Genomic DNA, 15831 nt, shown 5'->3' with positions numbered 1-15831 from the left:
GCTTCTATTGTTCCGCATTCGTCGGTTGAATGCTTTGTTAGGGTGCACCGATACGATAGAGGGTATGAGAACACCCAGACCACTTCCGCAAGGCCAGCGACCCAGCGGCATGCAGGTGCTCTGGATGATTTTTGGCATCGTCGTTGCCATCTTCTACTTCACCCGACGTGTGCTGGTGTCCCTGCACGCCGGCGGGTGGGCCACAGACCTAGACGCGCCGACTTACCAATGGATATTGGATAATCAGTCGCCCGTCCTTTTTGCGATCTCTGATTTTTTGTATTTCTGGGGATCAACGCCGGGCATGAGCATCATCATGGTGCTCATTACCGGGCTGCTGAGCTGGAAAACACGAAGTTTCTGGCCGTTTATTTCCGTGGCGGTGACCGCAGCGGTATCCGTCGGGCTGACCATCTTGCTCAAGGCGAGCCTGCAAGTACATCGCCCGGAAGGTATTCCTAACGGGCCGACGCCGCCACTGTCCTATTCATTCCCCAGCGGCCATACTCTTAATGCCGCCGCGCTGATTGGCATCTCTAGCTACTTAGCAATCATTTACGGGCTGCGCCGCTATGCCTATCTCATCTGCATCGTGGCCACATTGTTTGTTCTGGCCATGGGAGCATCACGTATCTACATCGGACACCATTGGGTCTCCGATGTACTGGTGGGCTTGCTCATTGGAATCGCGTGGGCCGCGGTTGTAGCGATCCTGCATTACTTCTTTGTGCCGTGGCGCAATCTGCCTAGCTCAGCACGCGGATCGGTGAACCGTTAGCCCAAGCGCGGATATCTTCAACTGCGTCACGGTAGAACATTGAGAATTGTTCGATAGTTACGTAGCCAATATGCGGGGTCGCAATCACACCGCGTGTGCTCAACAACCGATCCTTGGCTGGCAAAGGCTCGGTGTCGAAAACATCGAGCGCTGCCAAATAGAGAAGTTCGTTTTCAAGAGCCGAAATGAGCGCATCGGTCTGCACAATTCGGCTTCGTGAAGTATTGACCAAAATAGATTCCGGACGCATCCACGCCAATTGTTTTGCCCCGATGACGCCAGTGCTGCGTTCGGAGAGCTTGAGATGAACGGTCACGATGTCGCTGGTGGCAAAGAGCTCTGCCTCAGAGACTAACTCCACGCCCACCTCTGTGGCCCGGGCTTTGGTGAGATTCTGGCTGTAGGCAACAACCCTCATGCCGAAGGCCAAGCCGACCTTTGCCACCTTGGATCCCAAGTTGCCCAGTCCGTACACGCCGAGGGTTTTTCCCGCCAGCCCCATGCCGAAACTTGTCTGCCATGGTGTGGCTTCAGCGCGGGGAGATTCTGAAGAAAACAGCTCCACGTCCAGTCGGCGGGTTGCGGCCAAGATCAGTGCCCAGGTATGTTCCACGGCATCGGTAGGGACATAGCCAGTATGCGAAACCACGACGCCGTGCGCGGCAGCGGCTTCCAGATCGATGGCCCCGTTGCGCCGGCCGGTGGTGACCAACAATTTCAACTGCGGGAGCAGTGCAAACCTTGATGCCGGGAAGGGGTGCGCTCACGCATGGCCACGATGACATCAAAGTTCTTAAGTGCCTCACAGACGACGGCGTCATCGTGCGAGATGTGTTCGGTAAATACTGTCAGCTCAGCGTTGAGCTCGGTCGTCAGTGCCTCAAAATTTGCGAGGTCAGTAGCGACGTTCTGATAGTCATCCAAAATGGCAATGCGCATGAGCTCATCCTATGCGCGAGGTGGTCTTGCCGTCTTGTTTCTGCCGCACAGTGAACTTGCTACTTTGTAATAAACATCTGGTGTTCGTGGCCTCAAATGCACCACAAATCTGTGAGTTCATGAGAGCAGATCTGGCGCGTATTTCTGTGGCGGTCAGGATTCAATTCACAACACTCAGGTCTATGCTGTAACGAAGTTGGTGACATAAAATTGAAGGTAAGTTTCAAAGGGAACAAGCTTGAGAAACTATGCACCGATGAAATCCAGATGCATAAAAGACGACCCGACCTTAAGAAGAAACTGCGATTGCGCTTCAAAGCATTGGAAGCTTCAGACACACTGGCCAACCTTGTGCAGCGGGATCCAGGTGGGAGATGGCACCCACTTCAAGGCGAACGCGCGGGCACTTGGGCGTCAGAGCTCAGCGGAAATTGGAGACTAATCATCCAACCAATTCCCAATGAGCCTAATGCCCGCGAAGTCACAGTTTTAGAAATAACCGACTACCACTGAGAGGAGTCGACATGACCACCACCAATTACGCCGTTGCACCAGGTGAATATCTGGAGGAATGGATTGATGATCAGGGCTTCTCGCAGCAGAAAGTCGCAGATTTGCTGGGCTGTAGCCGCAAGCAGGTCAATGAGATCATCAATGGACATGCTCCCATCACCAGCGAAACGGCACTGCGTCTGGAACGTGTAGTGGGGATCGCGGCGACGACGTGGTTAAAGTACGAAGTGATGTATCGAAGCGATCTTGCCCGAATCGTTGATGAAGAAAATCTGGCACACTTTGCCGAGCAAATTGCACCCACCGCGGCGAGCTATCTGCGCAGCATCGGTGCCACAACAGCAAGCATGAAAAATCCGGGCAAACTTGTCTCAGATTTTCTTTCGTTTCATCGTTGTGGGACGTGGAAGGCCTATGACCAACAACATGCGAAGTCGCTGATCGGTGAATACGGTTTGGCGACGCTCAAGGATTCTGCGGCTCAGCTCGATCAGACTTCGTTGACTACCTGGTTGCGTGCCGCAGAACTGACGCAGGACTACGAGCGCGGGCGCAACTACAAGTATGAAGCGCGCAAATTGCGGGCCGTTATTCCTGAACTTCGAAAGCGTGCCGCCCAGCCAAATCCGGAAATGCTGAACGATATCGCGCGGATGCTCTCAGAAGTTGGCGTGGTTTTTATGGTCGTTGAGCCGCCCAAAAAGTTTCCGCTGTTGGGAGTAACTCGTTGGATCGACAAGCGGGTGCCGGTCATTCAGCAGACCGGGCGCTGGAGTAAAGACGGCTTTGTCATTTGGACGCTTTTCCACGAGATCGCTCATATCCTCAATGACCCGCGCGGCCAGATGCATCTTGAGTGCAGCACCGAGAAAAAACGAAGTAGTGCTGCCGAAAAATCGGCCAATGGTTTTGCGAAGCACGTTCTTCTTGGCACAGGAGGCCTGACACCGTTCCATGGCCTGACCCACGACAGACAAATAGCTGAGAAGGCACAGGAAATTGGAATTGCGCCCGGAGTCGCGGTTCATCAGATGCACCGACACCGAATGCTCGACTACAACCTCGGTAACTCGCTGTTCGTGAATCTAGAAGGAACCTTCAGCGCACAATAAATGGTGGCTGTCGGGCCTTAAGGTCACCTAGTTCCTATTAAGCCCGTGTTTCCTAGAATCTAGGGCTACTTTGAAATGACTCTCCGACATGTCGATGGCTCGTGTGGGTGTAGACGGATCAAATACTCGGAGCAATGAAAAACGAAAAAGTCTGGGTCGAGGCCACGGAGCTCTACGTTGCCACCATGTCCATTAGCCGCATAGGCACTCCATCGTTGACGAATGTTGTCCACGCCATCTGCCTTACCCACGTAGTGTCGGCCATCCCTAGTATCAGTGATGAGATAAATTCCAATCACCGATGAGAGGGCTGTTCTCCACGATGAATACCGATGTTCGCGCATGATTGCTTGAAGCTGCGGGTAATCAAGCACAAGGCTGTCAAAGCCCGGAAAAGGTATAGGCCGAGAATCGGCGATCTCTACGACAGGATAATGGCTTGCTGTTGGACCGTTGAGGCGCCAAGTACGCGGAGAACGCCATCCGATGACAAGCCTATTCGTAAGATCGGAAAGATCGTCGGTCACTTCTAGATTGAACCGTCGAGAGGAACCATCGTTCGAAACTTCGCCATGATTTCGAACTACAGCCCAAAACCTTGCTCGGTCTCCGCCCTCCTTGACGAATACCACCCAGATGGAGGGAGGTATAGCGGGAAAAATTCGAGGGTTCGCAGACTGTTGCGCAGTGTACTCTAGGATCTCTTGATCAGTAGAATCCGCATGAATACCCTGCATTTCAGAGTCTTCGCGTTTCCCGACGAAGGCGTGCCGGATAACTTGAATTTGAGCGGGGTCAATCTCCGCACTGCGAAAAATGGAATCCAGGGTAAGAGCCATAGCCGATACTTTATCCAATGTGCATCATCCGCCCGGCATAGGAGGACTTGAACAAGGCTTGCACAGAAATAATAAGTAGGGCGCAGCCCTCATGTTGCTCTTGCGCATAAAAATGGTGGCTGGCGCCCATAGCGCAAGCCACCATTCACAAACTGAAAACTAGTCGGTGACTTCGAATTCGAGCTTGTCGGTGAAGGAACGACCATGAACGTCGGTGGCCGTTACCTGAGCGGTGTGTGATCCGGTTTTCAGATCATCGGGTAGTTCAAGACGCCACAGGTGGCTGGTCTTCTCAGGCAGTCCACCACCGTGGACAAACTGCTCGGCGATAGCCACTGGGTCAGAATACTTGGCTCCAGTGAGCGCGGTTTCGCCGGTGAGCGATTGAGTACGAGTCGACTTGACCGGGTCTTCGCCATCGATGGAAACCTTCACCGTGGAACCGGTGCTGCCCATCCAGACGTTGGTGGTCAGCCAAGTGTCATTAGCCAAACCAGCACGGCTGACCGTCAGTGGGTTCTTCAAAGCCGGTATTGTGCCGTACTTCTTGTCCACATTCTCCTCGTACCAGTCACGGTACGCAGGAGTGTTCAGGCCTACGGCCATCTGGTTGCTGTCATCGCCACCAGTAGGGGTGAAGCGCTCGGTGATCTTGGTGTTCTTGATGTCCAGGGTCAATACGCCTGGCGGGGTACCATCCTGCTGTAGGGAAGTCGGGTAACCGGTTTCGGTGACTCGTCCGCCGTACCATTGGCCGGCAACAGCAGGAACGGTGAGGTGGGTAAATGGCAAGCCATCTTGACCGACTTCATCAATCCAACCCTTCATCAAATCCCCTTCGCGAAGGTTTTCCGACATGTGGGTGTGACCACCCAAGGAGACCACTTCGCGACCCTTGAGGATCTTGTAGATTTCCTTGACCTCCTTGGTGGTGTGCTCATCATTGAAGAAGAATTCCAACAATGGGCTGTGACCGGCCAGGACGATGGCCTTATTCTTTGGCACCTTTGCGATGTCTGCGCGCAACCATTCAAGTTGCTGCTCACCTAGCTGGTAGGTGTAGTCGCTTCGCTTAGCGGGAAGTTTGGTTGGGTACTCGATGGTGTTCAGCGCAACCACGTGGGTCTTGCCGGTGTCATAGGAGTAGTACTCAGGGCCGAACTGAGCGCGGTAGGTATCAAACTCGTGCACGCCGTCCACGGAATCAAAGTCGATGTCGTGGTTGCCTGGAAGGAAACGGGCCGGGCCGTTGAGCATGGAAGTCAGCTCGCGGGTCTGGGCGAACAGGGAAAGATCGTTGCCAACGAGGTCACCGATGAACAGCACGCCACAGCCGGTGTAGTCGGTACGGGCAGCAAGGTCAGCAAAGGCGCCCTTGCGAGCGTACTCAACTTCCTTCTGGTTGTAGGTCTGCACGTCGGCGCCAATGGCGCAGCTCTGCTCAGGTGATTGAGTTGCGGTGCTGCGGGTCAGTGGGAAGTTCACGGCCTCTGGCAGTCCGCCGGTGGGAGCGATGCCACCGTACTTCAGCTTGGGGGAGCCTTCTGGCAAGTGAATGTAGGAGAACTGTGCGACGTTATTTTCATCGACAGGAACCTGGAAGCCACGAGGCTGGGTGACGAAGGCTGTCATGTTTTCAAAAGCCGGCAGTTCGTAGCGACCCTGACCGTCGGTGGTGACAACGTCGCGACCGTTGGACACGGTGACTTTGGGCAGGCCTGGCTCGTTGGCGTCCTGTTTGGAGTTCTTGTTGCTGTCCTCGAAAACGACGCCTTCGAGACTCTTATCTTTGGCTGCTGACTTTTCGTCTTCTGCGCGGACTACCTGAACTGAACCTCGGTAGGCTGAGGACTTCCAGTCTGCGGTTGCTTTAGCTGCCGGTTCTGGGTCGGGTGCTGAATTGGCGGCGGTGAGACCTGCCGATGCTGCGAGGACAACGAGTGCGCCTGCAGTAGCTCGTAGTGGGGTAATTTGATTGGTTTTGCCGGGTCGAGCGAAAAATTTCACGTACGTTCCTCCGGGGTGGTGACAATCTGCCGGCCCCTTGGCCGACCTTTGTCAACGCTGTCAATCTAAGGTGAATAACAGCCCCCGCTCAGGTAATGACGAATAATCGATCCCGTTAATACTTATGCGCTGTCTTGGGCGTATTTAGCTCTCCATGACCAGAGTAAGCAGTAGTGGCCACACGAATTTTCGGAAATTCTAGCGTCGGGAACTGACGTCCTGGTGAAGATGCCAAACGTTTAGCCACTGCGAAGTTCGGGGGAGATAGACGTGGAGTCTGGGTGTTAACGCTCCGTCACGCCGGAGGAGGCAGGAGCCAAAATCTGATCCAATAAATGCATGAGCACTCAAGCAAAAAATGAATTGGCGGGCGCAACGGAAATTGTGTTGCAACTGCGCTGGTCTGATCAGGATGCATTGGGACATGTAAACAACGCCCGCATTGTCACGCTGATGGAAGAGGCCCGCATCCGCTGGACCCGAGAAGACGGGAAGACCGGCCGGTTCGAATTTGGAACGGTTGTGGCCTCCATTCAGATCGACTACAAACGGCCACTGTATTACCAGCCTGAAATGGTCATCCGCATGGGGATCAGTCGGGTGGGCAACAAGTCCTTCACCGTGCGAGGAATCGGTTATCAGGACGACCAGCCGGTCTTTGATTCAACAACCGTTATGGTTCCGCTCGCCGCTGACGGAGTGTCCTCACGGGTTCTCACTGATCAGGAACGTAGCTGGCTGGAGGCGTCGTTAATACCGGCCGCTGCCGCACGAACACGGAACTGAACGAATCTCCTAGCTCAAGTTGGCGAGCTGGCCGTCATGCGAGCAGTAAGAGCAGTCCTTACTGCGCTGCGTATTCGTCCAGAACCTTCTTGCCGATCTTGAAGGCAACATTGGCGGCAGGCACAGAGCAGTAGATGGCGCACTGAAGGAAGACTTCCTTGATTTCCTCGGGCGTCATTCCATTGCGCAGTGCCGCGTGCACATGCATTTCTAGTTCCTCCCAGTAGCCACCGGCAATCATTGCGGTCAGGGTGATGGCGCTACGGGTGGTGCGCGGCAAACCGTCGCGCGTCCAGATGGTTCCCCACGCATAGCGGGTAATCATTTCCTGAAATTCGTCGGTGAATTCGTTCGAATTATTGGTGGAGCGGTCAACGTGCTCGTTACCGAGTACTTCGCGGCGCACGCTCATGCCTGCATCGTAAGTGTCGCCGGGCAGGCGCTGTGAGTCGGTCATCGTAGTCCTGTCCTTTCTTAGTTGGAGAGGAAAAAATCGGCCAGCAATGTTGCTGTTTCTTCTGGTGCTTCGGCAGGAGCCAAATGGCCTGCGGATTCCACAATGGCAGAGTGGCCCTTAGGTGCAGACTCGGCGATGAACTGCGCGTCGGCCGGTGGGCACACCTGATCTTGTGCGCCGTTGATAGCCAGGATCGGATCCGTGGTGGCCTGCAACTGTTCGCGCACATCAAAGTCGGCCAAGGCGCCACAAACGTGGGCATAGGCGAAGCGGTCCGCGTCCTGCAGGCTGTGCAGCAGGCTGGCTGAAATTTCTGGTTGCTTGTCGATGAACCCGGGCGCGAACCAGCGTTGGGCAGAACCTGCGAGCATGGTCGGGGTACCGGCTTTTGCCACGAGTTCTGCGCGCTCGGTCCAGCCTTCAGGCGTACCAATTTTGGCAGCCGAGCAGATCGAGGCCAAAGCATTGAAGAAGCCAGGATGATCCACGGCTAACTGCAACGCGGTGGCACCGCCAACCGAAACTCCGGCGTAAAACAGTTTGGTGTTCTCGGCGATAACCCCATCAGTTCGTAACGCTTCAACCATGGTGGTGACGCCGGTGGCCAGCTCGGCCAACGTGAACTCTTGCGTTGATGGCTTGCTGACGCCGTGCCCGGGAAGATCCCACGCGATGACCTGGAAATGTTCTTTAAGATAGGGCAAGGCCGGACCCCACAACGGCAGGGCCGCGGTGCCCAGCGAAGGGCCAGTAATGAGGGTAGGTAGCTGAGCATCGGTATGAAGTAGCGACGGAGTTAGTTCTGGGACTGCCATAGTTCCTTCCGTGCCGAGTAGTCGGCTAATACAGTTTCGGTGAAACGATCCGCGGCACCAAGGTAACCGGCAGGATCAAAAAGTTCGTTCAACTTGGTATCGCTGAAGTCTTCCGCGGGAATTTCTGAACGCAAAAGTTCGTGCAAAGGCCGTTCTTCACGCAGGCTGCGACGCACCAAGTCCTGGATGGCAGGCTTGCCTCCGTCAACCATTTGAGACAACACGGTAGCCAAGCGTTCGGACAGCACCGCATCTCCACCCAGCGCGAGGTTGCGATTGATGGCTGGAAGATTCACGCTCAAGCCATTGGCCAGGAATGATGCATGGAATGCTGCTCCCGCGGCCAGCCGGGTCAGTTCGCGTAGCGCGCTCCATTCAGCATGCCAACCACCGTCAGGGCGTTCATCCACCGCGGTACCAGCAGCGGTGAAAAGCGTTGAGAGTAATCCAGGGGAGCTGAAAGCAGCATTGCGCAGCAACACCGAACGCACCGGGTTTTGTTTCTGCGGCATGGCCGAGGAACCACCCTTGCCTGCTTCACGTGGTTCGGATAGCTCGCCGATTTCCGGGCGCGAAGAGGTGAGTACATCGGCGCCAAAGGTACCCAGTGCCGCGATGGTCGCACCCAGAGCAGAGCCGATCTGAAGGATGGGCATGCGGTTGGTGTGCCATGGTGCGCCGGGATCCTTCAGCCCTAAACGGTCTGCGAGCTGAGAACTAAGCTGCCCGGTGCTCACCGAGGCATCGCCATGGACTTCAAGGAATTGTTCCAAGGAAGCTAGGGTCCCTACCGCGCCGCCCCACTGCAGTCGTAGCTGCTGCGAAGCATCATCAAGCTGCTTCTCGGCATCCAGCACGGCCGAGAGCCAGCTGGCTGCTTTCCAACCGAAAGTTGTTGGCAGTGCATGCTGGGTCAGAGACCGGGCAATGCACACCGTTTCTCGGTGGGCCCGGGCGAGGCCTACTAGTCCGTCGGCAGTACTGCGCAAGTCGCTCAGGGTCTGGCCGATAGTTTTGGACAGGACCAGCATCAGTGCGGTGTCGATAATGTCTTGGCTGGTGGCCCCGCGGTGTAATGCGGTGCTCGCGGACTTGGGTGCACCATCAACAGCGAGCTGTTCTCGCATCATGCCCAATAGTGGGATCAGCGCATTGGCACCATCGGGAGTTTTTGAAGCTAAGACCGTGAGGTCATAGCGCTGAATGCCAGCCACCGTGTTAACCGCCCGCGAATCGTCGGTACTGCACAAGCCGGCATCGGACTGAACTTGCACCCAAGCAGCCTCAACATCAAGCATGGCTTGGATAAAAGCCACGTCGTTGGACAGCGAAGCTGCCGCGGTACCGGCCCAGGTTGGAGCTAGCACGCCGTAGTCTGCGCCATCCATCAAGTCCCTCGATTCTTCACTGTTTTAGTTTGTCTCTCGCTCTAGAACTGTAGTCCTAGACGCCTAGCTTTCGCGCGGGTAGGAAAGGAACACGGTTTCATCCTCACCCTGCAAACGAACATCAAAGCGCAGTGATCCATCCTCTTCGCGGGTAGCAATCAACGTCTTGCGCTCTGCCTCAGGTAACGAAGCCAGCAGTGCATCATTGGCCAGCGCCTCGGTATCCTCGGGCAGGTAGATCCGAGTGAATAGCCGGTTGAGTAAACCGCGGGCGAAGACCGTAAGCATGATGAACGGTGCCTTGCCCTCTTCGGTGGCGCCCGGGTTCAGCGTGGTGAAGTTGTAGCCACCGACGTTATCTACCGCTACTCGGCCCCAACCGGTGAAGGTGTAACCATCACGAACCAGCGAGCCTTCGCGCGAGACCACCTGGCCCTGCTCATCGGCCTGCCAAATTTCTAGCAGCGCGTCGGGAATGACCTCTCCCTTGCCGTCATAGACCACGCCGTGTAGTCGCACCGAGTTGGGGTGCGCCTGGTTGACCAGCTCATTGTCCTTCTCATAGGGCAGCGCGTAACCGTAGAACGGGCCGATGGTCTGTCCTGGAGTGGGGGTGAGCTTCAATTCTGGAGCTTGCGACATTAGTGATCCGCCTCTTCTTCTTCCATCCAGGTGCGGTTGGACCCGGTCAGTACGATGTCCCAGTTGTAGCCGGTGGCCCATTCGTGGCTGGTGACCGAATGATCATAGGTAGCGACCAGCCGGTCGCGTGCGTCTTGATCAGTGATCGACTGATAGATCGGATCCAGTGCAAACAGCGGATCACCCGGGAAGTACATCTGGGTAATCATCCGCTGGGTGAAGTCGGTACCGAACAGCGAGAAGTGGATATGCGCCGGACGCCACGCGTTGTGGTGGTTCTTCCACGGGTACGGTGCCGGCTTGATGGTGGTGAAGGAGTACTCGCCGTTGGCTCCTGAGATGGCGCGGCCGACCCCGGTGAAGTTCGGATCAATCGGAGCTGGATGCTGATCGCGCTTGTGCACATAACGACCGGCGGCGTTGGCCTGCCAGATTTCCACCAGCTGACCGACCACCGGGCGGCCGTCGCCATCAAGTACTCGGCCAGAAACCACGATGCGCTCGCCGATCGGTTCACCGTTGTGTTGGATGGTTAAGTCTGATTCCAGGGCGTGGACGTCACGCTGGCCGAAGGCCGGGGAGTACAGTTCGATGGTTTCCGGATCTGCGTGGTGCAGATTTTTGGTGGGGTGACGCAATAGTGAGGAGCGGTAGGAGGCAAAGTCCACTCGGGGCTGGGTTTCTGCCTTTTTGCCGGCCAGCAGTTGCTGGCGGTAGTCCTCATGCGTGCTGGAGATTTCGGCGCTGATCTCTTCCTGCGTGGCCGTGGTGGCTGCTGGATCCAGTGTCTTGCTGTTGGCGCTCATGGTGGCTCCTTTCTGAAAATTTGTGTGGGTGCGGTGTTATGCGTGGGGCCAGCCGGTGTAGGACTCGGCGAGATACTGCTGGCCGAAGCGTGAGGAGGTGACGGTTTCCAATTCACCGAGGGCACGCTTGGCCATGAACGGGTCGCCGCCCACCGGGGTGTGCAGCATGGAAGTCATCCAGTAGGAGAAGTTCTGTGCTTTCCAGACTCGTTTGAGTGCCAAGTTCGAGTACCCGTCCAACAGCTTGTCGCTGCCGGTGGAGAAGAATGAATCCAGCGCTTCGAAGAGTACTTTGACGTCGGCGAAGGCCAAGTTCAGGCCCTTGGCCCCGGTGGGTGGGACGGTGTGTCCGGCATCGCCGATCAGGAACATCCGTCCATGCGAGAGTGGTTCGCGGACAAAGGAGCGGAAGCCTAAAACGGTCTTATCAAAGATGGGTCCGGTTTGTAGCTGGAAGTTATCCGGTCCGTCCACGCGCTTTTGCAGCTCGGCCCAGATGCGGTCATCGCTCCACGCGTTGACGTCCTCGTTGGGATCACATTGGAAGTACATGCGCTGTACAGTTTCGCTGCGCTGGGAGATCAGCGCAAAGCCGTGCGGCGAGTTTGCGTAGATCAGTTCCGCTGCGGACTTTGGGGCCTCGGTGAGGATTCCAAACCAAGCGAAGGGGTAGGAGACTTTAAAATCCTTGGCGAGCTTTTGTGGCATCTGGCGTCGGGCGAAAGAGCGGGAGCCGTCGGCCCCAACGATTACATCGGCGTGCACCTCGAAGAGCTCACCTTGCGCATCGGTGAAGCGGAACTTCGGGGTGGAGGTCTCCATGTCCAGGATCTCGGTGACTTCGCACGAGTACCGCACATCTCCTCGATCGCGCTTACGAGCTGCGGCCAAATCCACGAACACCTCGTTCTGCGCGTACAAGGTCACGGTGGCATCAACTAGGTCACGGAAGTCTAGGGGATGGGATTCGCCGTTGAAGCGTAGGTCGATTCCTGCGTGCTCGTCACCTTCGGTGAGTACTCGACCATTGACCCCGGACTCGGTGAGCATGGTGACTGCTTGGGCTTCGAGGATGCCAGCACGGTGGGTGTTGCGGATCGTCTCGTGATCGCGCATTTCCACCACGACGTTCTCGATGCCCGAGGTAGCCAGCAGGTGCGAGAGCATCAGCCCGGCGGGACCGCCGCCGATGATGCCAACCTTGGTCTTCAGGATGCGTGGCGCCTTTGCCATGGTTCCTACCTGTCAGTGCCGGGAAATGGGTCTTGCACAATGATGCTTGCGTCACAGGTGTGAATTCAGTTCGCTTCTCATTGAATGAGAAAAGTGCATCAGGTACTTCAACTGACCCAGTCCTCGTCCTAGGCGGTTCCACCTAGCTGCAGTGCTCTAGAAATTCCTCGCGCCGCCGTGCGTAGTGCCAGCCCGGCCGATTGCACCGCACGAGTCTGGCGGGGGAGCACCACGGAAATGACCGCGACTTGGTAGCCAGCATCATCAAGAATTGGCGCGGCAACGCCGGTAGTTTCCGGATCGATGAAGCCATCAAATGAGGCATAGCCGGTACGGCGAATCTCAGCCATCTTCGCCCGGAAATCTGGATGGGAAGCGGTCATGACGGCATCGTGACGGGACAGATAATCACCGATGATTTCCGGGCGGGAGAACGCGAGAAGAGCCATTCCCATGGAAGTGCGTTGAACCGGCATGCGGCCGGCCACGTTGGCCTGATTAACTACCGAGCCGGGCCGCGAAAGACGCTCAATGATCAGCACTTCGTCCTGGTGCAACACCGAGAGTTGAGTGTTCTGCCCAAGAAGCTGGTTGATGTCTTCCATGAAGGGAAGAGCCGCCGTACGCAGGTCTTGAGTGGTGGCGCTACGGTTGGCCAGCTCCCATAATCGCAAGCCCAAGCGAACCTGCCCGGACGCATCGCGGCTGAGCAGATCATGGGCCACCATTGAGTCCAGCAGTCGATACATGCTCGCTTGGGGGATATCTGCCCGGCGCGCCAAAACGCTCACGCTGAGCGATTGGTTGTTCGCGTCAAAGGAATCCAAGATCCGCACCAAGCGGTCCAACATTGAATCCCCACTAGGAGAATTGGCCATGGAACAACTCTAACTACGCTGTGGCTTTGGAATTTGAGCAATGACCAACACGGCGAGCAGTGCGGCGCCACCGTAAAGGAAAAATGCTCCCGGGTATGCGGTGCCAGCAGCCACCATCAGGCCGGTGATGTATGGGCCAATGATGGCGCCAAAACGGCCGATGCCCGAGGCTAGTCCAATGCCTGTGGCCACCAGGTTGCGCGGGTATACGTGCCCTGCGTAGGCATACATCAGGCACTGGGCGGAGAAAACAAAAACGCCGGTGACAAAGAGGACTGCGGTCAAAAGAACTTGGCTTCCAAAAGGTACTGCCAACAGAAGCAACAGTGCTGCCGAGGCGGCAAACCAGATCAGCGAGACAAGTTTGATGCCCTTGCTATCAGCTGCGTAGGCGCTAATAAACAGCCCTGCGATGGCGCCCAAATTCAATACAAAGAGCATGGTCAGCGAATCGGCCACCGGGTAACCAGCAGCTCCCATGATCTTAGGAAGCCAAGCGTTGAGACCGTAGACCAATACCAGACCCATAAATGCGGCAATCCAAAGGCCGATTGAGGTGCGCAGGTATTTCGGTTTGAGTACATCGGAAATTGAGGTGCGCTCACTACTGGCGATCACTTCGCTTTCGGGAAGCTTGAACCACAGCAGCGCCAGCAGGGCCAGGCCCAGTCCGCCGCCGAGGAAATACAGTACCGACCAGTGCACCCCGGCGGCCTTGCCTGCCAGCGATGCCAGCACTGCACCCAGGTGGTAGCCAACCATCGGCAGATTATTGGCCAGTGCGCGCCGCCCTACCGGGGCATTTTCCTGCATCAACGCCAAGGCCACAGGCATGCAACCACCAAGTCCTAGGCCTGCAATAAAGCGGAAGGTGCCCATCAAGAAGGCGCTAGGCAGGAACGGGAAGAGCAAGGTGAAGATCGAAAAGACGAGGACTGCAATCAGCAGTGGGCGACGTCGTCCAAAGCGGTCGGCCAGCCGTCCCATTGTTGCGGCTCCGACACCGACGCCAATCAGTGAGAAGGTGTTGACCCAGTTCATTTGGCTCACGCTGAACCCGCCGACATTTGGGTCGGTCAACACTGGAATGGTGGCGCCCAGGGCAACAATGTCGTAGCCCTCGAAGACCACGATGAAGAAGCAGAGTGCGGCGATCCAGCCGCCGAGTTTGAGTTTTTGCGTGTCACCTTGTGGTGAAGACATGAGTCGCCCCTTTGAGGTCTCTGTTGGCATAGCCAGTGATGCGTGTCACGGCGATGTGATCGTAGCACCACTTTCGTAGAGCGCACCAATGTTCAAGAAGTGAACAAATCAAAAGGTTCTCTTGATTAGATTCTGGGCGGCTAGTAAAGTTCATCTTACGAACTTAAGTTCACACAGTGAACATCTTTCAGCAATGGAGCAGTGAGACTATGCAGCAGGCCTACCTGTACGACGCAATTCGCACCCCTTTTGGCAAGATTGGTGGCGCGCTATCTAGCCACCGCCCGGATGATCTGGCCGCGCATGTGGTGCGCGAACTTGTTGCACGTTCGCCAAAGCTTGATGTGAACACCATCGATGAATCCATCTTTGGTAATGCCAACGGAGCCGGCGAAGAAAACCGAAACGTAGCCCGCATGGCAACGTTGCTCGCCGGTCTGCCAACCTCACTGCCCGGCACCACCATGAACCGCTTGTGTGGTTCCTCGTTGGATGCCTCGATTGCCGCTTCACGTCAAGTCGCCACCTCGGACGCGGACCTTATCTTGGTTGGCGGAGTTGAGTCGATGAGCCGTGCCCCGTGGGTACTGCCAAAAACCGAGCGTCCCTTCCCGATGAACAACTTAGAGCTGGTCAACACCACCCTTGGCTGGCGTCTGGTTAACCCAGCCATGCCGGGCGAATGGACCGTCTCACTCGGTGAGGCCACCGAACAGCTGCGCGAAAAGCACAACATTTCGCGTGAAGATCAGGATGAATTTTCCGCTCTTTCGCACCAGCAGGCTGCGGCCGCTTGGGACGCCGGAAAGTATGACAATCTAGTTGTTTCCGTACCGCCAGCCAATAAGCGTGGCACCGAAGTAACCCGCGATGAAACCATCCGCGCTGACTCCACCGCCCAGAGCCTTTCGCAGCTTCGCACGGTATTTCGTACCGGAGAGAACGCCACGGTCACCGCAGGCAACGCCTCACCGATGAACGATGGCGCTTCGGCGGCCTTTATCGGTTCCGAAAAGGGTGGTGCGTTGTTGGGCCAAGATCCCATCGCGCGCATCGTCTCCAATGGCGCTACCGCTTTGGAGCCGCAATTCTTCGGCTTTGCCCCGGTGGAAGCGGCCAACAAGGCGCTGAATAAAGCAGGCCTGAAGTGGTCTGATATTGCAGCGGTGGAACTGAACGAAGCCTTCGCCGCACAGTCCCTTGCTTGCATCCGTGCCTGGGATATCGACCCTACAATTCTCAACGCTTGGGGAGGGGCTATCGCTATCGGTCACCCACTGGGCGCTTCGGGACTGCGGATCCTGGGCACACTGGCCCGACGCCTGCAGGAATCCGGCGAACGTTATGGACTGGCTGCCATCTGCATCGGCGTAGGCCAAGGTCTTGCCGTGGTCATCGAAAACGTCAACGCCACCAAATAGCTTCGAGAGGAAAT

At 56.4% G+C, this 15831-nt stretch carries 16 protein-coding genes; 5 read left to right on the top strand and 11 right to left on the bottom strand.

What is annotated here, in order from left to right; all coding sequences use genetic code 11:
• The first annotated feature begins 64 nt into the window (after positions 1–64).
• Positions 65–778: a phosphatase PAP2 family protein gene (locus tag N6V40_RS00585; RefSeq protein WP_165477391.1), complete on the top strand. Its 714-nt coding sequence runs from the start codon at positions 65–67 to the stop codon at positions 776–778.
• Here N6V40_RS00585 and N6V40_RS00580 read toward each other — a convergent pair.
• A complete protein-coding gene (locus N6V40_RS00580) occupies positions 747–1499 on the bottom strand; it encodes a D-2-hydroxyacid dehydrogenase family protein (RefSeq protein WP_315973736.1) in 753 nt (250 codons plus the stop codon). The genes N6V40_RS00585 and N6V40_RS00580 overlap by 32 nt on opposite strands.
• The gene (locus N6V40_RS17180; RefSeq protein ID WP_315973735.1) at positions 1496–1717 is read right to left on the bottom strand and encodes a hypothetical protein; all 222 of its coding nucleotides are present in this window, start codon (positions 1715–1717) and stop codon (positions 1496–1498) included. Before N6V40_RS17180 ends, N6V40_RS00580 begins: the two co-directional genes overlap by 4 nt.
• 210 nt (positions 1718–1927) lie before the next feature.
• Here N6V40_RS17180 and N6V40_RS17545 point away from each other — a divergent pair, with 210 nt between their 5' ends.
• Entirely contained in the window at positions 1928–2230 is a 303-nt protein-coding gene (locus N6V40_RS17545; RefSeq protein ID WP_131090473.1) for a type II toxin-antitoxin system RelE/ParE family toxin, read from the top strand.
• Positions 2231–2241: 11 nt separating this feature from the next.
• Positions 2242–3342, top strand: coding sequence for a HigA family addiction module antitoxin (locus N6V40_RS00575; RefSeq protein ID WP_262198523.1), 1101 nt, complete (start codon positions 2242–2244; stop codon positions 3340–3342).
• Positions 3343–4340: 998 nt separating this feature from the next.
• Here the strand turns inward: N6V40_RS00575 and N6V40_RS00570 are convergent.
• Positions 4341–6188 (bottom strand): calcineurin-like phosphoesterase C-terminal domain-containing protein, encoded by a 1848-nt coding sequence (locus N6V40_RS00570; RefSeq protein WP_131090470.1) that lies wholly within the window; start codon positions 6186–6188, stop codon positions 4341–4343.
• Between the two features lie 339 nt (positions 6189–6527).
• Between N6V40_RS00570 and N6V40_RS00565 the strand changes: the two genes are divergently transcribed.
• Positions 6528–6974 carry an acyl-CoA thioesterase gene (locus N6V40_RS00565; protein WP_131090469.1) on the top strand — a complete coding sequence of 149 codons (447 nt, stop codon included), beginning with the start codon at positions 6528–6530 and terminating at the stop codon, positions 6972–6974.
• 58 nt (positions 6975–7032) lie between these two features.
• On the opposite strand, the gene pcaC is transcribed toward N6V40_RS00565, so the two are convergent.
• The 8 genes from pcaC to N6V40_RS00525 form a co-directional block, all read right to left on the bottom strand.
• On the bottom strand, positions 7033–7431 hold the full coding sequence (gene pcaC / locus N6V40_RS00560) for a 4-carboxymuconolactone decarboxylase (RefSeq protein WP_131090468.1): 399 nt from the start codon (positions 7429–7431) through the stop codon (positions 7033–7035).
• A gap of 17 nt (positions 7432–7448) precedes the next feature.
• Entirely contained in the window at positions 7449–8246 is a 798-nt protein-coding gene (locus N6V40_RS00555; protein ID WP_131090467.1) for an alpha/beta fold hydrolase, read from the bottom strand.
• Positions 8228–9634 (bottom strand): lyase family protein, encoded by a 1407-nt coding sequence (locus tag N6V40_RS00550; RefSeq protein WP_131090466.1) that lies wholly within the window; start codon positions 9632–9634, stop codon positions 8228–8230. Before N6V40_RS00550 ends, N6V40_RS00555 begins: the two co-directional genes overlap by 19 nt.
• 63 nt (positions 9635–9697) lie before the next feature.
• Positions 9698–10276, bottom strand: a complete 579-nt coding sequence (gene pcaG / locus N6V40_RS00545) for a protocatechuate 3,4-dioxygenase subunit alpha (protein WP_131090465.1) — start codon at positions 10274–10276, stop codon at positions 9698–9700.
• Complete coding sequence (gene pcaH / locus N6V40_RS00540) at positions 10276–11082, bottom strand: protocatechuate 3,4-dioxygenase subunit beta (protein ID WP_131090464.1); 807 nt, start codon at positions 11080–11082, stop codon at positions 10276–10278. Before pcaH ends, pcaG begins: the two co-directional genes overlap by 1 nt.
• Before the next feature lie 36 nt (positions 11083–11118).
• Positions 11119–12315 carry a 4-hydroxybenzoate 3-monooxygenase gene (locus N6V40_RS00535; protein ID WP_131090463.1) on the bottom strand — a complete coding sequence of 399 codons (1197 nt, stop codon included), beginning with the start codon at positions 12313–12315 and terminating at the stop codon, positions 11119–11121.
• 128 nt (positions 12316–12443) lie between these two features.
• Entirely contained in the window at positions 12444–13193 is a 750-nt protein-coding gene (locus N6V40_RS00530; protein ID WP_131090462.1) for an IclR family transcriptional regulator, read from the bottom strand.
• Positions 13194–13202: 9 nt separating this feature from the next.
• The gene (locus N6V40_RS00525) at positions 13203–14396 is read right to left on the bottom strand and encodes an MFS transporter (RefSeq protein ID WP_262198518.1); all 1194 of its coding nucleotides are present in this window, start codon (positions 14394–14396) and stop codon (positions 13203–13205) included.
• Between the two features lie 209 nt (positions 14397–14605).
• On the opposite strand from N6V40_RS00525, the gene N6V40_RS00520 reads away from it, so the two are divergent.
• Positions 14606–15817 (top strand): thiolase family protein, encoded by a 1212-nt coding sequence (locus tag N6V40_RS00520; RefSeq protein WP_131090460.1) that lies wholly within the window; start codon positions 14606–14608, stop codon positions 15815–15817.
• Positions 15818–15831: the final 14 nt, after the last annotated feature.

It is taken from the genome of Glutamicibacter sp. M10 (genome assembly GCF_025452055.1).
Lineage (GTDB): Bacteria > Actinomycetota > Actinomycetes > Actinomycetales > Micrococcaceae > Glutamicibacter.
The sequence above is the reverse complement of the archived record's forward strand: the minus strand, read 5'-3'. Positions and strand labels throughout refer to the sequence as shown.